The 20,001-nt window shown below is 37.8% G+C and carries 16 protein-coding genes, 2 pseudogenes and 1 riboswitch; of the genes and pseudogenes, 1 reads left to right on the top strand and 17 read right to left on the bottom strand.

What is annotated here, in order from left to right; genetic code table 11:
• Window positions 1-17: 17 nt before the first annotated feature.
• The 15 genes from HMPREF3106_RS03720 to HMPREF3106_RS03650 all read right to left on the bottom strand — a co-directional run bounded on the left by HMPREF3106_RS03720 (window position 18) and on the right by HMPREF3106_RS03650 (window position 16,409).
• A complete protein-coding gene (locus HMPREF3106_RS03720; protein WP_070444507.1) occupies window positions 18-1,067 on the bottom strand; it encodes an NAD(P)H-dependent amine dehydrogenase family protein in 1,050 nt (349 codons plus the stop codon).
• Window positions 1,068-1,220: 153 nt separating this feature from the next.
• The gene (locus HMPREF3106_RS03715) at window positions 1,221-1,910 is read right to left on the bottom strand and encodes an energy-coupling factor transporter transmembrane component T family protein (protein WP_070444505.1); all 690 of its coding nucleotides are present in this window, start codon (window positions 1,908-1,910) and stop codon (window positions 1,221-1,223) included.
• Window positions 1,894-2,427 carry an ATP-binding cassette domain-containing protein gene (locus HMPREF3106_RS03710; protein ID WP_070444503.1) on the bottom strand — a complete coding sequence of 178 codons (534 nt, stop codon included), beginning with the start codon at window positions 2,425-2,427 and terminating at the stop codon, window positions 1,894-1,896. Before HMPREF3106_RS03710 ends, HMPREF3106_RS03715 begins: the two co-directional genes overlap by 17 nt.
• Window positions 2,366-3,322, bottom strand: a complete 957-nt coding sequence (locus HMPREF3106_RS03705; protein WP_070444501.1) for an ABC transporter ATP-binding protein — start codon at window positions 3,320-3,322, stop codon at window positions 2,366-2,368. The genes HMPREF3106_RS03710 and HMPREF3106_RS03705 overlap by 62 nt, the downstream gene beginning before the upstream one ends.
• Window positions 3,315-3,881 carry an ECF transporter S component gene (locus tag HMPREF3106_RS03700; protein ID WP_070444499.1) on the bottom strand — a complete coding sequence of 189 codons (567 nt, stop codon included), beginning with the start codon at window positions 3,879-3,881 and terminating at the stop codon, window positions 3,315-3,317. The genes HMPREF3106_RS03705 and HMPREF3106_RS03700 overlap by 8 nt, the downstream gene beginning before the upstream one ends.
• The gene (locus HMPREF3106_RS03695; RefSeq protein WP_070444497.1) at window positions 3,874-4,503 is read right to left on the bottom strand and encodes a YkoF family thiamine/hydroxymethylpyrimidine-binding protein; all 630 of its coding nucleotides are present in this window, start codon (window positions 4,501-4,503) and stop codon (window positions 3,874-3,876) included. The genes HMPREF3106_RS03700 and HMPREF3106_RS03695 overlap by 8 nt, the downstream gene beginning before the upstream one ends.
• A 72-nt stretch (window positions 4,504-4,575) precedes the next feature.
• Window positions 4,576-4,681, bottom strand: a riboswitch (TPP riboswitch).
• 104 nt (window positions 4,682-4,785) lie between these two features.
• A complete protein-coding gene (locus tag HMPREF3106_RS03690) occupies window positions 4,786-5,151 on the bottom strand; it encodes a PH domain-containing protein (RefSeq protein WP_070444542.1) in 366 nt (121 codons plus the stop codon).
• 20 nt (window positions 5,152-5,171) lie between these two features.
• The gene (locus tag HMPREF3106_RS03685; protein WP_070444495.1) at window positions 5,172-5,579 is read right to left on the bottom strand and encodes a basic helix-loop-helix domain-containing protein; all 408 of its coding nucleotides are present in this window, start codon (window positions 5,577-5,579) and stop codon (window positions 5,172-5,174) included.
• 10 nt (window positions 5,580-5,589) lie between these two features.
• Window positions 5,590-5,832 (bottom strand): hypothetical protein, encoded by a 243-nt coding sequence (locus HMPREF3106_RS03680; RefSeq protein WP_246827522.1) that lies wholly within the window; start codon window positions 5,830-5,832, stop codon window positions 5,590-5,592.
• Between the two features lie 218 nt (window positions 5,833-6,050).
• Entirely contained in the window at window positions 6,051-7,367 is a 1,317-nt protein-coding gene (locus HMPREF3106_RS03675) for a glycoside hydrolase family 32 protein (protein WP_070444493.1), read from the bottom strand.
• Between the two features lie 9 nt (window positions 7,368-7,376).
• Window positions 7,377-8,993: an ABC transporter substrate-binding protein gene (locus HMPREF3106_RS03670; protein ID WP_070444491.1), complete on the bottom strand. Its 1,617-nt coding sequence runs from the start codon at window positions 8,991-8,993 to the stop codon at window positions 7,377-7,379.
• Window positions 8,994-9,030: 37 nt separating this feature from the next.
• Window positions 9,031-9,921 carry a carbohydrate ABC transporter permease gene (locus tag HMPREF3106_RS03665; RefSeq protein WP_070444540.1) on the bottom strand — a complete coding sequence of 297 codons (891 nt, stop codon included), beginning with the start codon at window positions 9,919-9,921 and terminating at the stop codon, window positions 9,031-9,033.
• A gap of 9 nt (window positions 9,922-9,930) precedes the next feature.
• Window positions 9,931-10,848: an ABC transporter permease gene (locus HMPREF3106_RS03660; RefSeq protein ID WP_005605880.1), complete on the bottom strand. Its 918-nt coding sequence runs from the start codon at window positions 10,846-10,848 to the stop codon at window positions 9,931-9,933.
• 135 nt (window positions 10,849-10,983) lie between these two features.
• A complete protein-coding gene (locus tag HMPREF3106_RS03655) occupies window positions 10,984-11,988 on the bottom strand; it encodes a LacI family DNA-binding transcriptional regulator (RefSeq protein ID WP_070444489.1) in 1,005 nt (334 codons plus the stop codon).
• Between the two features lie 380 nt (window positions 11,989-12,368).
• Window positions 12,369-16,409, bottom strand: coding sequence for a GbpC/Spa domain-containing protein (locus HMPREF3106_RS03650; protein WP_070444487.1), 4,041 nt, complete (start codon window positions 16,407-16,409; stop codon window positions 12,369-12,371).
• Window positions 16,410-16,996: 587 nt separating this feature from the next.
• On the opposite strand from HMPREF3106_RS03650, the gene HMPREF3106_RS03645 reads away from it, so the two are divergent.
• Complete coding sequence (locus tag HMPREF3106_RS03645; RefSeq protein WP_005605887.1) at window positions 16,997-17,260, top strand: SemiSWEET family transporter; 264 nt, start codon at window positions 16,997-16,999, stop codon at window positions 17,258-17,260.
• An 80-nt stretch (window positions 17,261-17,340) separates the two neighbouring features.
• Here HMPREF3106_RS03645 and HMPREF3106_RS03640 read toward each other — a convergent pair.
• Window positions 17,341-18,965: pseudogene (locus HMPREF3106_RS03640) on the bottom strand (malolactic enzyme).
• 395 nt (window positions 18,966-19,360) lie between these two features.
• Window positions 19,361-20,001 (bottom strand): annotated as a pseudogene (locus HMPREF3106_RS03635) (IS3 family transposase); the annotation flags it as partial.

The following is a 20,001-nucleotide window of genomic DNA, read 5'->3' as shown; positions in this document are numbered from 1 at the left end:
CAACAGAATATTTTTTCTTAATACTCAAAAAATGGATTTTCTACATACGTATGCAATGGATACGTTGGATAAGCAGCTTCTCTTAATTTTTCGCTCGTTACAAATCCAGGAGAAGCATCTAAGATTGTTGGAATGCGGTTTACAATCGTTGCACAAGTATGTGCGACCGTGTCTGGTTTTTGAACAGAGAACACTAAGTTTGGCTCTCCAGTGATTTCCCAATCACACATATCTCCGTCGTCTTCGCGGTAAACTTTACCAATACATTCCACTTCAATTTTTACTCCTTGATGCGTATGGAGAGTAGTCACTGCAGACATTCCAGTCACTTCTCCAGCAGGAATGGTTCGACCGAGTGTTTCTGAATACACATCTTCATCTAAAACATATGGAACACTCTTTTGACTGATGTCTTTAATCGTCCAGTTCATCTTCGAACAGATGGCTTCGGCTGCATTCCACATGTAAGAAGGGAAACTTTCAGCAGTTGCAATTTCTACATCAAAGCGTTCTTTAGTATATCCTGCTCCATGAGCTTCTGCTAAAGCTAATCCATAGTCTTCGACATTATAGCTCACGACTCCTTTAATTTTATCTATACGATTCACACCAGCCATCGCAAGACAAGGCATATTAATCCAGTAAATATCTTGCATTCCTGACCCGGTAATGGTGACTCCATTTTCTTTTGCCAAACGGTCTAGACGATTCGTCTCAGACGGAGAAGTATTCCAAGGATAAATGGCTTCTTCACAAGTCGTAATCACATTCACCCCATGACGCGCTGCTGTTTCAAAGAACGGATACATCTCTGGCATATAGGATAGAATGGTCACAATCGCAATATCTGCATCACAACTATTGAACACTTCTTCTGCATTATCTGAAATCACAACCCCTGTTTTAAACCCTAATTCGGCGAAATCACCAACATCGAGTCCAACAACTTCTGGATTATTATCAATCGCACCAACAATTTCCACACCATGATCCACCATATACTTGAAAAGGACCTTGGCCATCTTACCGCAACCATATTGGATTGCACGAACTTTTGTGTTTCTCATTGTCATACCCCTTTTCCAACAGATGAAGCAAGCTTCCTCCGTTTGATTTATTTTCGTACATAGATTTGTACGCTTTAATTATAGCGCTTACATTTCGGAGGGTCAATCTTCTTCTACAAATAGAAAAAGAGCCACAATTGTGACTCTTTGGTTTTATTGTTGTAGCCATATGACGATAACGATAAAAGAAATCATCAAACTACTATAAATTAAATCTAAAATGGAAATTTCCAGTTGAATTTTTTGTACTCTATCCTGGGAGAATCCACGCAGTTCCATCGCCATGGCCGTATACTCGGATTGTCGCATCAGACGAATCATCATGGTCGAGAGGGCTTTTAAGTAAACTCCACTCCCAGAAATCCCTCTGATTTGTAACGCTAATTTCGACTGTTCATACTCTGTTTGAATCAATGTCAGAAAATTGATGGCTACCAGTATGCTATAAGCAATCGCCACTGGCACTTTCAATTGCTGGATGAGACTGGCAACAAATTCATTTTTCTCAATAGAAGTCGATAGACTAATTCCTACAAGACCAAGCGCAAGAATTCGACTACTTAATTCCAAAGCTACAGAAAAAACGCCACTTGATCCCGTTTGAACCAATAGATTCTCATTTGGATAAAAGTAGACTGAAAGAAAATACGTTAAGGTAATCATCAGTAAGCCCAGACCGAGTTTAATAACGCGTCCCCAAGGTTGTTGTATGAACAACCCTATTATCACGATGGATGCCAGCATCATCGCTCCATTTAGTTTCCATGATTTTGTAAAAAGGATAACCATCGATAGTAAAAATGAAACTCCTAATTGCACACTTGGATTAATTCTCATCTTCATTCATCTCTACCTCCATGGTCTGATGACGAATGCGCATCACCTTCTGTGCATATTGACGGACGAGTCTATGGTCATGACAGGTAAATAGACAAGCCATTCCCTTTTGGCATAATTGCTGCAATGCATTCATGATAGCTATCGCATTTTTCATGTCTTGTCCGTAAGTCGGTTCATCCACTAATAGTAGAACTTTCCCCTCTCCAGTCATCGTTAAAAAAGCAAGCCTGCGCTGTTGCCCTTGACTGAGAAGCCAAGGAGATAATTCCCAAGTTTCCTTTAAGGAGTATTCTTCTAAAAGCGATTCTAGACGACTTTCTGCTTCGCCTGGAAAAGTGACTTTCAGTTCCTCTAGAACTTTCGCAGCGACAAATTGAAGGGTGGGATCTTGAAAAACAAGCCCGACTTTTTGAAATAGATCCTTCTTCTTCACCTTCGATAAAGAGTGGCTTTGCAGTTCAATGTTTCCCGTATAAGGGAGTTGCTTTAATAGAGCTTTGAAAAAAACTTGTTTTCCCACTCCCGCTCGGTCCAACAAGAGCCATCATCTCCCCTTCATGAAGCTCAAGATGAATATGCTTAAGAAGCAGCTTGTCTTTTTCTACAAAAACCGAAACATCTTCGACTTTCAACAGTGGTTTGGCATTTTCTAGCTTTTTCTTATTGTTGAAAGGTAATGGACATAAATTCCCACTCTCTTCTAGAAGAAGCTTGTCTTTCTCCTTTAAAGGAAGTTCGATTCGTTTCAATTCTCCACCGTCTTCTAAGAGATACCACCGATTGACCCACTCCCAAAAGTCCAATCGGTGATCAATGATACAAATTGCTTTTCCTTCGTTACTTAACCGTTTAATCTGCTCGATAAAGTACGGAATACTCTTTTCATCGATATTGGCAAATGGCTCATCCATCAGATAAAGCGGTGCTTCTACTAAGCTAGCACAAGCAAAGGCCACTTTTTGAAGTTCTCCACCTGAAAGACTTGCAAACTTTCGGTATAATAAATCTTCAATCTTGTGTTTTTTTGCTTGTTCTCGTACTTTCTGTTCCATTGTTTCAATGGGAAAACAAAAATTCTCTAGTACGAAAATCATTTCTTCGTACGGTGTCTCCATTGCAAACGAGAGTCTTGCATTTTGGAAAATAGAGCGTACATATTTCGTTCTCTCCAAGTGATTTAACGCTAGAAGAGACTGTCCTAAAATTTCTAATCCTTCACATTGAACATCTGTGTCCCCATTTGGATAGACTCCATTAATCACATTCATAAGGCTGCTTTTCCCAACTCCACTTCTTCCCAACACTACTACAATTTCTCCCGAATGAATTTGCATCGAAAGATTGGAGAACAGCACTCGATTTTGAACGCTTAAAGTCGCATTTTTCAATTGGAGGACAATTTCAGGATTAGCCACGAACTTTGACCACTCCTGTTTTTACCATTTGGTCGCATAAGAGTTTGCTTAAGTATCCTGTAAAGATTAAGGCAGAAGCTAAACGAATCACAAAAATAGCGACCACTAGCTTCCAATCTAATGCTAAATAATTGCTACGGAAGCCTGTCCAAAGGAATGTGAAAATGGTCGTAATAACGGCCCCTAGCATTGTGGTTCCATAAGTAATATCGCCGTATTTCTTCGTCATGAAGGCCATTTCTACTCCTAGACCTTGGATAAAGGCACTCACCACAACGATAATTCCGAACATGTTCCCAAGCAACACTTCAATCACGGCTGCAATAATTTCTGTAATAATACCAATCCCTGGTTTTCGAATAAAGTAAAGCGTGAATACTGGAGCCATAAACCAGATTCCGTAAAATGGCTCATATCCTAGCATCCCGAGTCCCATTGGTGCTAGTGTGGCAGAAAGCGCACCTCCTGCATAAACTGCGAGTAAATAAAACACTCCAAACAATACACAAATTAAGCTAATAAATAAGTAATCCTTTAGTTCTAATTTATTTTTATTCATCAATTTCTCCCCCTGGTACATTGCATAATAATGTCACTTGAATCACAAAATGACTCACATCTTGCTCTAAAATTTTAAAAACTTGTTCCAAATAATCAAACACCTCGTGAACGTCCCCTCCTAGAAAAGTGACATAATGCCCTGTTCCAGTAATCGTTCCTTGATCAATCCCGAGATTCACTACCTTCTCGATGGTCTTCATATAATTATCAGAACCCATCGGATAGACTGCGAATTTTCCAATGACAGGAAAATGAGTCGCTTGGGAACGCTCTTCATTGATTCGACTCCCATCGAATGATAAAGGCGTATCCTCATCTACATCGCCAGGGCACCCTTTTGAAAGAGTGGCTTCCAGCGAGCAGTGAACTCCCGGACGATAACTACTAATAAAACAAGCTTTTAACGCATCGAAAACTTCTACACTTCCCCCACGATAGATGGTAGAAGTATGATCCGTCTTTGCCCATACATTGGACAAATCCACTTGCTTGATGGCCCCCAGAATAATGTCGATAAAATCATCCGACATCGGTGCCAAATTAAACCTCGCGCCGCTAATTGCTAAATGTGAGCCTGGAACTCCTACTCGGCAATTTCCGTACGAAACATGTTGTGACATAAAAAACCCCCTTCAGATCTTTTCAATCCTGAAAGGGGGGTTCACCTGTATAGATATGTACACAATGGTACTGTCGACTTTGTAAGATACTCTCTACGCAACCATGAAGTTGATCAGATAATATTGGTCTGTATATCACACTCTCAGCCTCCCTAACGAGACTCCCAAGATCTTCAATATTTAATTACATGACTCATTCTAGCATTGTCCTCATTGAAAAGCAATGCATTGAGCTTACCACTGAAGGAATCTGTCCCAAAAGCAACAGACAACCTATGTGTTTTAAAGAATATACTCTGCTAGTAACCGTTCGAATTCGCGAATATCAATACCACGTTTCAATTCAATCTTAATATGGCCTGATCTGGTCCATAGTTCCACTTCTGCAGTGTAATCAAGGATTCCTGCATTTTCTGTAGACCACATATTCACCGCGCTATACGGTAAGGAATACATCTCTACTTTTGTTCCAGTTAACCCTTGGACGTCTTTTACAATCAAGCGTTTATTCGTGAATACCGCTACATCTCGTACGGTTTTGAAGGCGCGGTCTGCGACTTCCCCTGTCACAAGAATTTCTTCGATATCACGTGGGACATCCACTTCGCGGTAGAAGACCCATTTAAGTGCTGTTGTTTCATTTTCCATTTCCAATTCCCACTTTCTAGTTATAATACCTCTACAAATTTCCAAAGAATATCTTTCCATGTAACCTTCTTACGTCCATTAACCGTTTCGTATAGATGGTACACTTTCAGATGATTGTTATTGGTAAACACAAATTCGAATCGGAATTCACGTCCATTTGGCGCAACTGCATCGAAACGTGTTTTATATTTATCATGTACTGGGCTCACAGGATATTTATTGAACATCATACGGCGATAATCCCCTGCCTCTTGAAGAGTTCGCTCCAACTCTTCACAATACTCCAAAAACATTTGGTATAACTCTGATTCAGAGACTCTGCGTCTGCGCACGACTGATTTAAAATCTGAAAATCCCCAGCGTGTGATATCGATTGAAAACGAAAATCCTTCTTGATTGATTTGGTTTAAAAACGCTTCTCGATTCATCTTAGTTTTCCTAGTTTTGTTTTCTCGCTAATTCCGGATTGTTATAATAGCGCACAAAGAAATGAGGATTTCCGCCCGCTTCGTCCATTTTCTCTTTAATGCTCACTTCTGGATGAGTAACTTCTCCTGTTTTTGTATAATAGGCTCCTATTTTCCCAGTGCAATTTTGAAGGAGCCACGCCACATCGTTCCCGATTATGTGGGCTAAGTATCCATTGCTGTTCACAAAATTAAAAAAATCCGCAACCGTCATGGATTAGCATACGTCAAATGTCTCTTCATGTCCATACATGTCATCTCCTGCAGAGACGGAGTCACGATCTACAATAATTTTCATTATCGACACTTCCTTAGAAACTATTTGTAGTGATTATACCACATTCCCGTTTGATTCATGAGTTTTAAAATAAAACAAAAGCAACGGATGTCATCCGTTGCTTTTGATACTTTAAGAGAAAATAACCATGATTTCTACATTTTAGATAATACAGCAGTTACTGTTAGATAAAAAGTAGCTGTCAGAGCTGCCTCACCATGGTTTACAAAAATCTCAATGGAGTTTTTGTCTAAGAAGACTTCAAGTTCTTTAGCCTCTATCGTTACATACCGTCTACTTGTGTCCTGTTCTTCTTCCCCAACAATTTTTTGAGCAAGAGTACTACGGTCAATATATACCTGTTGTGCTGTACTATCATATCCAAACTCAAGATAGTCAGTCTCATTTCCAATGCGATACTGACAGTCGCCTTCAATTTGAATTTGATACTGTCCATGATGGATAGGTGTTTGAATGAGCTTTGCATCCTTAAAGTGAAGAATTCTTGGTAAAGTCATTGCACCTGCCCACTTATGTTGTTGAACATGAGAGTGAATCGTACGTCCCCATGTCTGCATCCAAGCAATCATAATACGACGTCCCTTATCATCTACTAATGTTTGTGGAGCATAGAAGTCTTGACCGTGATCAATCTCTTCTACTGTTTCAGGAATAAATTTCTTTTCTTCCCAATCTACTCTACCTGTAAGAAAAACGGATGAATTAATATTATGGAACGAATCTCCGTCGCGTTTATAGCGCATTGGAGAAACGATTAAACATCCTTTCCCATCTAACTCAAAGTAATCAGGACATTCCCACATAAATCCTTGATGCTCTTTTCCTTTTAAGAAGATAGACTCAAATTTCCAATCGACTAAGTTGTCTGAACCAAGTAGCACCACACAGCCGACATTGTCTTTATGCTTACTAGCGACTACGGAATAGTAGCGTCCATCTTTCTCGAAGAGTTTTGGATCCCGGAATTCCGATACAATCAATTCTTCCGGTAAATCGGCACCTGTCATCACCGGATTTCCTGAAATCTTTGTAAAATGAATCCCGTCATCCGAATAGGCTATATTTTGTAATTGTCGAATCCTTCCCGCTTCATCAATATGTCCTGTGTACATAATCCAGAGGCGATCATCTTTTACAATCGCTGAACCAGAGAAACATCCATTTCGATCATAGTCATGATCAGGAGCAAGTGCTACAGGCAAATGCTCCCAATGAATCAAGTCCTTACTCTTTGCATGTCCCCAGTGCATTGGACCCCATGCACTATCGTATGGATAGAATTGATAAAAGAGATGATATTCTCCTCTAAAATAAACGAATCCATTTGGATCATTAATCCATCCTATTTCAGCGGTAAAATGCTCTTCTGGCTTGTACTGAGTATTTACTAAATGCTTATTTTTCTCAATGAAAAGATTCGCTTCTTCTACAGTATACTTTTTACCACTCATATTTAACCTCTACTTTTTATTTGCTTGATATTGATCGTAATATTTTTGTTTGATTGCTAAGTATTCAGAAAGCCCATATTTTTCAAGTTCTTGTTTATAAGCATCCCACTCTTGATCGATATTTCCGTTTACAATCCATTCAGCACGTTTGCGATAGATGTAATCTTTCATATCTGCTTCGATGTGAGCAAGTTTATCTAAGTCTTCTTGTGTCATGAATACACGTGGATAAATGTTGTTGTTGCTCATATAAGGAACATAGTACTCTTTGATTAAGTCTAAACGCCATTTAGCATCGTCTGGCATTGTAGTCACTTTTCCATAGTAAGAATCTAGGATTGCAAGAGGTCCACCAACTTCTGTTTTTTGACGAAGTTCAGCAGGAGCAGTTCCGTTTAATGGTAGGTGTTTTAAGCTGTTTGTTGCTTGGTCAAATTCAAAGATATTTTGTTGGTTAGGATCCCCATAAGTTCCCCAGTTATTTTGTACAGATTGAAGTGGTGCATATTGCGCATCAATCCATTTAGCAGTTAACTCAAGGTTTTTGTTTGCACTAGTAATAACCATTTTATCGCGGTTGAATCCCATGCCGTTTGTACGAGTTACATGTTTTTTACCACTTGGTCCAGAAAGAACTGGTAATACATCGTAACTGTCGTTGCTACCAGTTACATTGCTTTTATCCCATGTGAAGTAAACACCATATTTTTGGTCATGTCCTTTAGCAATATAACTATTCCAATCATGTTCGAAAGCTTCTTTATCGATTAAGCCTTTTTCTTGCAATTTACGGATAAATTTAATTCCTTCTTTATAATCATCATTGTCAGCAGTGAAATCAACTTTTCCATCATTACCTACTACGATATGATCATCATTATCCCCTACACCGAATGCTCCAAATAACATTTTGAAGTCTTCGTTTCCGTTTCCGTTGATGAATGTGAATGGAATTTCATCAGCTTCACCATTTCCGTTAGGGTCTCCATTTTTAAATGCTTCTAACACAGCAATTAATTCATCAGTAGTTTCTGGCATTTTAAGACCAAGTTTCTTCAACCAATCTTTATTGATCCACGCCATATCATTCACACTGTGGATAGATTCTTTTCCGTCTCCTAATTCTTCAATCCAAGGGAAGGCATAGATATGTCCGTCAGGAGCTGTCATTAATGATTTGTACTCTGGCTTTTCTTCTAGAATTTTCTTAAGATTTGGCATGTATTTGTCGATTAAATCTTCAACAGGGACAATCACACCTTTCTTAGCCCAGTTCATTAATTCAACATCTGATGCGCCATCATTATGAATAGCATCTGGAAGGTCTCCACTTGAGATATCCAAGTTTCTCTTTTCACCAAAATCAGATTGGTAGTTTGTCCACTCGATGTGAACACCAGTTTCTTTTTCTAAACGTTGGAAAATCAGTTTTTCATTAGGATCTTTTGGTGCTAATGGTGAACTTGCAGTCATAAATTTCAATGTCTTTGTTTCCTTTAAAGGAAGGGTAACATCTTGTAATTTATAATCTGGACTTGAGGCTTTATTGCTTGAGCCACAAGCTGCGAGGACAGTTAAACTGGCTGCCAAAATACATGCTGATTTGGTAAATCTATTGAATTTCATAATAAAACTCCTTTAGTATTTTATTTTTTTATATTTATTAACCTTTAAGTGAGCCGGCCATAATACCTTTATCAAAGTATTTTTGGAAGAATGGATACATTACGATTAATGGCAAGCTTGAAATAACAATCGTTGCGTATTTAATTAATTCTGCTAATCGCTTCATTTCATTTAAAGCAGCTTGTGCGCCAATCATATCTTGGCCAGGTTGACTTTGAATCAGAATTTTACGAAGAACTAATTGTAACGGTTCTAAGTTTGGATCCTTGATATAGATCATTGCATCGAAGTATGAATTCCATTGACCAACAAAAGCGTATAGGAAAAGTACAAACATAATTGGTTTTGCTAACGGAAGCATAATCTTGAAGAAAATCTGTAAATCATTGGCTCCATCAATTACGGCTGCTTCCTCTAATTCTTCTGGCAGTCCTTGGAAATATGCACGAGCAAGAATAATGTTCCATACATTCACTGCACCAGGTACGATGATTGCCCAAGGTGTATTCAACATTCCTAAGTCTTTAACTAATAAGTACGTTGGAACTAATCCACCACCGAAAAACATTGTGACAATTAAGAAATAGTTAATCCATTTACGCCCAACTAGATTTCTCTTAGAAAGAGGATATGCTGTAAATACAGAAAGAAGAACCGTTAAAGTTGCAAACCCAAATGAGTATAATAAGGAGTTCAGAAACCCTCTTAAAATGGACTCATCACTAAAAACTCGTTTATACCCTTCTACTGTCCAGTCTTCTGGATTAAAACTAATCCCTCTAGTTGCTAAGACCTTTGGATCCATAAATGACGCTACAATAATATAAATCATCGGAACCAAGGTGATTAAAACAATAAAAGCAATGATAATCTTATTTAATACTAAAATTCGTCTATCAAATTGCGTATCCATATATGTTTTTTTCATATTTTCCACCTAAATCCCTTCACCATTATTCATACGTTTTACAATTTGATTTACTGAGATTAGTAAAACTACGTTAATAACTGCATTGAATAAACCTACAGCAGTTGAGTATGAGTAATCACCCGATACAAGACCAATCTTATATACATAAGTTGAAATGATTTCAGATGCCGGCAAGTTAAGAGATGTTTGCATCAAGAATGCTTTCTCATAACCAACGTTCATAATTCCACCCGCAGCTAAAATGAATTGAATGACCATGATTGGTTTCAACGCTGGGATGTCGATATGCCAAATTCGTTGGAAGATATTCGCCCCGTCTAATCGAGCAGCTTCAATTAATGATGGATCTACATTCACCAATGTGGCTGTATATAGAGTAGAAGCCCACCCCATTCCTTGCCATATACCGCTTAGAATATACAACGGACGGAAGAAATCAGGATCTGTTAGAAAATCGATTTTTATTCCAAACATCGAAAGGAAACCATTGATTGGACCTCCTACTGAGAAGAAGAGGAAAATCATACCGACAATTACTACGACTGAGATAAAGTTTGGAGCATATAAAATCAATTGAATGCGTTTCTTAGCTTTCTCACTTAACAACTGATTTAACATAATTGCAAGTATGATTGGAGGCAAGAATCCAAGCAGCAAGCCATAAACGCTCAATTTTAGAGTGTTCGATAACAATATTCCAAAGTTAGGAGAAGATAAGAATTTAATGAATTCATCGAATCCAACCCATTCACTTCCTAAAATACCTTTTAAAGGATTGTAATCTTTAAAAGCTATTAAAACTCCATACATAGGAATGTACTTAAAGACGAATGTTAATACCAATCCAGGAACTGTCATTAATAACAAAAGTTTTTGTTTTTTAATTCGTTCCCATAAGGTCACTTGTTTTACTGTTTTAATCATAACAATCTCCTTTTTTTGAAACGTTTCAATTCTTGCCTAGAAAAAGGAGCGCACAGCGCAACTTCTTTTTTATTTGAAACGTTTCAATTTTGAATTAAAAAATAATGTTTTAAATTTGAGTTAATTTTAACAGTGTTAGCGTTTTCTGTCAACAAATTTTGTTGTATTTCCTTCGATAAATGTTATCGGTAACATTGTCTGCATATTAACAGCTTTTCCATCAATAATATCAAATAAGATTCGAACAGCTTCCCTAGCCATTTCCTCCAAAGGTTGGGCAATCGTTGACAATAAATAATCTTTATCCCCTGCCATCTTAATACCGTCATAACCAATAATTTGTATATCTTCAGGAATCTTCTTTCCTTTATTTTGTAAGATTTTGATGACATCTAGGGCAAATAAGTCATTAATTGTAAAAATCCCATCCACATCAGGATTCTTTGATAAAAATTTTTCTAATTTACCATTATAATCTTCTTCTGTCTCATCTAAGTCAAAGACGCTGAAAGGATACTGATGTTCCCGAACATAATTTTCGAAAGCTATTCTACGACGTTTAGTTTCATTGATAGTAGTATTATGCCCGCCCACAAAGGCTAAATGCTTACACCCTCTACGGATTAGTTGTTTTGCTGCTTCACGACCTCCTGCTTCATTATCCGAAGACACACAAGCAATCTCAATATTCGAATACATACGGTCAATACTCACAAACGGGATTCCTGATGTTAAGTAGTTTTCGATTGGACTATAAGTAATTGCCACTATCCCGTCTACTTTATTATGACGCAACATATCAAGATAATCTTGTTCTCTATCTGTCCCATTAATCGAGCATAAAAGCAGCTTGTTTTGTCTTTTATATACTTCATTTTCTACATGCATCGCAAACTCTGAAAAGAACGGATGCCAAATACTAGGCACAATCAGTGCGATAGTCTCAGTACGATTTCTCTTCATTCCTCTAGCGTATAAATCTGGAACGTAATTTAAAGTTTTAATCGCTTGTTCAACTTTTTTAAGCGTTACTTCTTTAATTCCACTTTCCTTATTAATAACACGAGAAACAGTACCAACACTTACGCCTGCCTCAATGGCAACATCTTTCATCGTAATGGATTTTTTTTGTTCTGACATATTTCTCCTCCTTTTTTCCTATAGTATCATGGAATTAAATTTTTACAACCTTTTTTTCATACCTTATCCTAAAACTGTCTACAAAAATTCAATATAAATCGGTTCCTAACTATCGTTTTCGTCATGAGTTTCTCTCTATATTTTTATTCTTGCAGCCACATCCGTCCATTTCTTCTCAACGAAAAAAGCACTCTACAAACTGCAAAGTACTCAAAAGAAATGTCTACGGCTTTAAGAACTATTATCATTTTAGAAACAGGATTATTTTAATAACAAAAATGTTTGGCTAAAACAAAAAGGACTTAGTTCTATAAAATACAGAACTAAATCCTTTGCTTAAATTAATCGTCTAACTTTTGAGAGTTAGTACACTTTTTGTGTTATTTACTTTTCTTTTTACTATCATTGTTTTTAGGTTTCCATCTAAGTAAGCTGAAACTTGTCATTGCGCTGATAAGGCCGACCAATGGCATATAGGCATTGTCTGTAACGCCTGTATTTGGGAGAGCTTCTTGGCTAGAACTTGGTTGAGAACCATTAGCTTTTGGAGTCGATGGATCATTAGGAGTTGTTGTCTTAACCGTATTTGAAGTGTAAGTTACTCCATTGACAGTATTGATATAAGTATTTTCAAAAGTGCCAACCGCAATACGGTTCATTTGGATATAGCTTTCAGCTTGAAAGGCTGAATCAATTGAAACAGAACGCAAGAAGTCTTCATTGAACTTAATGGCAATAGCCCCCTTAACTTCATCAACTTCTGTTGTTGTGTATTGAGTCAGTTCGGTACCCGCCTTGATGACTTTTCCGTCTTTAAGAGTAAAATCAACTTTAGCAAAGACCTTATATTGACCAGTGTATTGATCTCCTGTTTGATCATAATCATCATAGAAGTTGTACTCAAAGAGTTCATTTGAGTGGTTGTCTGGAATGAGACCGCCAACTAAACGATAATTGAAAATCTTTTTCAACCCAATGGTTTGACCATCCACACTGCTGTTGTCAGTAGAATCCAAAGTAAAAGTGACATCCTTCTTAGGATCTACCTTAGGCACATTATTGACAACAACATTAGACTCATAACCGTTACCAAAATCAATTTGGTAGACTTTATTTTCATATTTACCACCAATCTTGCCCATCTCATCCTTAACCTTCATTGGGCTAATAATGGTCAAGTCAATGCCCTTAGACACATAAGTATCATAGAAGGATTGTGGATTATCTGCTAAGAATAATTGGAAGGCACCCTTTGGTTTGATACCAGCTTTTTTCAACAAATCTTGGAGATGATGATCTAATTCTGAGATATCCTTAACGTTTTTGACTGTAATCCCAGTGACTTCTCTATCATTGGCATCCTTAATTTTAACCAAATCTAGATTCGCATCCAGTGCTTCTTCTGGATAATCATCCACATAGAAGAACCCTTTTGCGATAGTTTCAGCGGAAGACTTGTCTCCCTTGTACTGATCTAAATCCCAAGTCAAGTTATAGTAGTTCATTGATCCTGCAAGAACATTCTTATTATCAATTACAACACCATTTTCATTCTTGTTAACCTTGTGTGGTTTAATATAATTGTTGTTTGGATTATCAGGATCATTCGGTTTACCTGGTGTGGTGACACGAACAATATTAGACTTGATACCGTAAGCTTCATTAATAGTCAATGTAAAGTTATTTGTATAGGTTGCTCCATCATTAAGAACCGTCCCTACTACTGTTGGGTAAACCGTTGCCACAGACTTGGTCAAGTCAGCATTGAACTTATCCAAGGTTTCAGCTGTCGCTTTGAAAATTACCGTATGACTGGCTTCAACATAAGTGACATCAAATCCCGGACTGGCATCTTTAGTCGCCTCCATATCAAATTGGTAACCAGATGGTAGCGGATCAACTAAGACAAAGGAAGTTGTCTCATCACGACCAGCTGGTAAATCATTTGTTTTCAATTGAAATTTCACAACAGATTGCTTAGCCACTAAGGTTTTATCGATATCAATATCATCCTTATTTCTGATTTCCTTATTTACTTGGGGTTGAACCGCCAATTTAAAGTAATGGAAATGAACAGTTGGCACAGCTGGTGGCGTTGGAAGATTTTGATAAACAGGGTCAGCTGGTGGCGTTGGAACCTCTTTATAAGTTGGCTCAACTGGTTTTTTAGGCTCCGATTGCGGTGTCGGCGGAGTCGGTGGCGTTGGCTCTGGCTTGTTTGGCGTCTTAGTAGGTGGCTTTGGATCAGCCTTATACGTTGGTTCAACCGGAGTTGGTTTCAACGGACTTTCTACTTCATAAGTTGGTTCTACTGGAGCCGTTGGAGCTACTGGTGGTTCTGGTTTTTCCTTGGTAACCCTAGGCACATTGACCGCACGAATCTTACCGTTTAGTGAATACCAAATATTTGGTCTTTTAGCTTCCGTATTATCTTTTCCAGAAACAACTGGCATTTGATTTACAGGCATTACTAGAGTAGCAGAGATAGCCCCTACTGTTACGCTATTGTTTGTACCAGACATACGGATGGCGCCAGCTCCGTACCAAGAGTTAGGTGCATCAGAACTGTCCCAACCTGATCCGTCTTCGCCGCCTCGCTTATACATAGTCCAGCGGGCACCACCCTGATCTTTCCTAAAATTGAGGGTATCAGTTGCGTAAATTTTGCCCTCTTTTTCTCCAATAGAAGAACCTGAAATCTTAACGAAGGTTCCAGTATAGTCCTTAGCCATCTCAATGGAGTTATGTTCTCGGTTGAGGGAAGCAACAGATAGAAGCGCATTGTCAAAATCAATCGGATTGCCATCTTCATCATAGAAGGTGAATTCATTTTTAATAAAAATGGATGTGTCCTTTTCAGCTACACCATTATAAGCAGAGGCAAAGACACCTAGAGTTGGATCGGTAAAGATACCTAACCAAGCCTTGTCCACATTTTTGAATTTTGAGTCGGAATCAAGTGTATACTTGAAGACGACCTTAGAAATCTTTTTACCATTATAGTAAGATTTTTCAAGATTTGTATAGGTTGCTGTCACGCTTTGACCGCGTTCCAAGAGGACAGATGCAAATTTTACCTCTGTGCTATTGCCGACAGTAGTTGTCCAGCCAGCCTTATCGCCGAAATTGCCGTAAAGTTCCATGGATGAAGCCACGTCATCGGCTTGTTGAAGGTAACTAACATTAAGATTATCAGGCTGAAGAACTTTTTTAGAATATTGAGCTGTATCATGACTGAAGGCCTCATCAACTGCAGAAGCTTTCAGCATTTTTCCATTAGTTGTCAATGATAACTGGGCATTTGGCTCTGAATCATAAACTAAATTTTGAGCAGACGGCTCTGTCAAGTTACCATCTTCGTTTTTATGATTTTGAAGTTCTGCAAGAGCAGCCTTGATGGCAGCTTGTTCGTCTTTATACTCTTGCAATTTTCTTGGATAATCTGCTAAATTTTTTTGATATTTAGCAAGAGCTGACTGATACTTAAGTAACTTAGCTGCATAGTCAGCCTTAGCTTGTGCGTTGCGCTGTTTGATTGCTTCGTTCTCAGCTTTGATTTCATTATTTTTAGCGGTATTTTCAGCAAGAGCTTTCTCGTAAGCAGCTTTAGCATCCGCATTATCCTTTTTCACACGTGCCAATTCAGCATTATAAGCATCTAATTTAGCTTGGTAGTCCGCATCATTGTCGGCATTTGCTTTTTGAATAGCTGCTAACTCTTTATCATAGGCTTCTTTGGCAGCCTCATAGGAAGCTTGGGCGTCTGTATTCGCTTTTTGGACATCCGCTAAATCTTTTTGATATTGTGCTAATTTTGCATCATAATCCGCTTTGGCAGCTGCATTAGCACTGTTAATACGTTCGACCTCAGCCTTATGTGCAGCCATATCTTTTTCATACTGATCTTTTTTTGCCTTATTTTCCGCATTGATACGATCAGTCTCTTTTTGATTAGAAGCTACGTCAGCCTTGTATTGTTCAGTTACTTTCTTGATTTCTTCTGCTTGCTTTGCATAATCATCTTTGATTTCTGTCTCTTTTTGATTAGCTTCTTCAGCAGTTTTTACTGTTCCTTTGTCAACAGTCTCATCTTTTTCAACTTTAACACCAGCATTTTTAGCATTTTCAACAGCTTGATCAACATCTGTTGTTGGTACTTCTACTGGGATTGAACCCGTTGTTTGACCAGCCTGTGCTTGACTTTCAATAGCTTCATTACTAGGATTTGCTTGAGCCTCTGGTAGATTCGTTGCGGGATTTCCAGTCGCAGTAGAAGTATCTACTCCACTCACAGTTGTTGCTTCGTCAGCAAAAACATTTTGGCCTGCTACAGAGATTGTTGCTACTACTCCTAGAACTGCACCACACAGTGATTTACAAATTTTACTTTTACGATAACCGTAAGTTTGTTTCAATTTCATACATCCTCCAAAATGATATAGATTATCAAAATATAATCATAATTTATTCTACAACATTATAATGCTTTTATTTTGATTTATCAAATACTCCGCTATATAAACTTATTTTTTTGTAAAATAAAATCGTATAGACGATATATAAAAATAAATATCTTTAAAATTGAATTCTAAAGTTCCTTTCTAGAATAGAATTTTTTGAATATTATAAGAAATAACACTTCAAATATGGGATGCTTTGAATAAGTCTTCGCAATAGAACGATATTAACATTTTGAGGCTAGGGCTCCCGCCCGTCGCACCCATGGCTGTAAGTTGCTAAAGCAACAACACCCATGTGAATTGACTAGCTTTACGAGGTTTCTTAAGACCTGGTTTGAACAGTCTTGTTTTTAGGACAGCTTAAAATCACTTAATAGCAACCGTCAGAAGAGTTTCTTCTGATTTCGATTTCAATTAAATAAGAATAGATGTATCTAAAATAGGGAAATTTCTTAACGCAAAACTTTCAATTCTATCCTCTTCCTTCTTATCTTAATATTGGCTGTATCTTTTCCTTACTGATATAATAAAACCTCAGGAGGGATTGTATGTCTAAACAAAAAATTAATCGCTTTGTCGGATCTATTGGAGCTTTTGTTGGTGTCCTTGTCTTTATTGCATATATTCCACAAATTATCGCTAACTTACAAGGAGCAAAAGCTCAACCATTCCAACCACTATTCGCAGCGGCTTCTTGTTTAATTTGGGTAATCTATGGTTGGACAAAAGAACCTAAAAAAGACTGGATCCTTATCATTCCCAATGCAGCTGGTGTGATATTAGGCGGTTTAACTTTTATTACTTCTTTATAAAAATGATATAAACAAAACCAGCAACTTCATAAAAAAAGTTGCTGGTTTTTTCTGCTCTATCGGTAGACAGCAGAAATGAATTATTTATACTCTGGATACCACTTCAAATCACGAACTGCTTTGGCCATATCTGTTTCCTTAGCACGCGCAAGACCTTGCTCTTGTGCTTTTTTAGCGACTGCTTCTGCTACTTTAATAGAAACATCTGCTACATACTTGAATGGTGGCAAGACAGGAGCTCCTGGTTGGCCTGGATTGACAATACCACTCAATGAATGAGCCGCTGCTCCAATCATTTCATCCGTCAAAAGACTTGCTTCAGAAGCCAACATACCTAGACCAAGACCTGGGTAAATCAAGGCATTATTTGCTTGACCAATCACATAGTCTACACCTTTATAAGAAACTGTATCAGCAGGAATTCCTGTTGCGACAAAAGCTTTTCCATCTGACCATTCAATCAAATCTTTGGCACTAGCTTCTGCCAATTTGGTTGGATTTGATAATGGGAAGATCATTGGACGTTCAGTGTTTTCGCACATAGCTTCTACTATTTCTTTAGTGAAGGTATTAGGTTGAGTTGAAGTTCCTACAAGAATGGTTGGCTTCACAGTCTTCACTACTTCAAGCAGGTCCGTCAACTTGTCTGCGTTACTAAAGTCAGCACGTTTCTTAGCAAATGGTTTTTGCTCTGGTGTCAAGTCATCCATGTCATCAAAGAGAAGACCTTGTTTATCAACCATAAAGAAACGTTTATAAGCTTCTTCTTCGGAGAGACCTTCACTCACCATTTCACGAAGAACACGAGAGGCAATTCCTGCACCCGCAGTACCACCACCATAGCAGAGATAAACTTGATCTGTTAATTTTTCACCACTAATATCCAGCGAACCAAAGATTCCACCCAAGGTAACGATTCCTGTACCTTGAATATCATCATTAAAGGTCGGAATTTGTTTCCGGTACTTTTCAAGAATATTCGCAGCATTCAAGCGACCGAAGTCTTCCCAGTGAAGGTAGAGTTTAGGAAAGAGACGTTCTGCTGTTTGAACGAATTGGTCAATGAAGTCGTAGTAACGATCTCCGCGGACCCGTTCGTGACGATTTCCTAAGTAATTAGGATTGTTACGAAGTTCTTCACGGTTAGTCCCTGCATCAATGACTAAAGGAAGGACCATCGAAGGATCGATTCCAGCAGCACCCGTATAGACCATCAATTTCCCAACAGAAATATCGACACCATTTGTTCCCAGTCTCCAATTCCAAGGATTCCTTCTGCATCTGTTACAACAATGAGTCGAATCTCGCGACTCCCGGCAGCATTTTTCAAAGTGGCTTCAATATTTTCAGGATGATTAATATCAAGATATCCCGCATATTGTGGATCTACAAAGAGATCACTATAGCCTTCAATCGTATCTGCAATGGTTGGGTCATATACAATTGGATTGAATTCTTCTAAATGTTGAGAAAAAAGGTAATAGAAAAGAGTCCGGTTGGTATTAAAAATTTCCATTAAGAAAAGACGTTTTTCCAAATCATTGGCTTTTGTTTGCATTTGTGCATAAGTTTGCGCCGCTTGTTCTTCAATCGTTTGAATATAAGGTGGCAGTAAACCAATAAGGCCTAGTTCCTTTCGCTCCTCTAAGGTAAAGGCAGTTCCCTTATTAAGGAAAGGATTGTTTAAAATATCATTTGCAGTCATAGTACAACCTCCTTCTTACTAATATTGTACTACTGAAATGAATTGTCTACAAAACAATTTTTATATAAATTACAATCGTGTACGCAAATGTTGTAATGAATCTACGAGAACAATTTCTAATAAGCTCTTTTATACTTAAAACACTATTATTGATGACACTTTAAGTTGTTTTATAAATTTCCGAACTCATCAAACCCCAGGCATGTACTCTTTCCTAAAAGTTTCGAGAAAAAGAAACTAATCATACAAATTAGCAATGCTAATTAAGATAAATATCATACAATTTGGATAAAATTGACACCAATCAACACCATAAAATAGACTAGTCCCCCATCTCAAATATTGAACTGCACCCCAAAAGTTAGATTTTCTGTCTAACTTTTTGGGTGCGTTTCATTATCAGTACTATTCCCCTTGCGGGACATAGATGGCTGAATGCCCTTATCCTCTAAAAAACTATGATAAAACTCGTGCTGGTATTGCCATCCCTGATCACTATGGAGAATAGTACTCTCGTATTGTTCTTCTCTAAAAGCTTGTTCTAACATATCTTTTACTTGGTTTAAATTCGGGGAAGACGATAGAGAATAAGCTATAATCTCGCTGTTATAACCATCTAAAATTGGTGATAAATATAGTTTTTGGTTGCTTGTTGGGATAGAAAATTCCGTAATATCTGTATAGCACTTTTCCATCGGCTTTGATGCATTAAATTGGCGTTGAATAATGTTCTCAGCTTTCTTTCCAACTTCACCATGATAAGAAGAATACTTACGTTTTCTGCGAATACGAGCACTTAGCCCCAACATTTTCATCAAACGTTGTACCTTCTTATGATTTACGATGAAACCACGGTTTCTAAGCTCAAGAGTGATACGGCGATAACCATGATTCCCTTTATGCTCGGTATAAATGGTTTCTATTTCATTTTTAATGACATGATTCTTATCTTCTAGGTTTAGCTGCTTTAAATGATAGTAGTAAGTTGAACGAGCGAGTTTGATAATCTTTAGAAGAATATCTAAAGGAAACTCTG

Source organism: Granulicatella sp. HMSC31F03 (assembly GCF_001807725.1).
Classification (GTDB): domain Bacteria; phylum Bacillota; class Bacilli; order Lactobacillales; family Aerococcaceae; genus Granulicatella; species Granulicatella adiacens.
The sequence above is the reverse complement of the archived record's forward strand: the minus strand, read 5'-3'. Positions and strand labels throughout refer to the sequence as shown.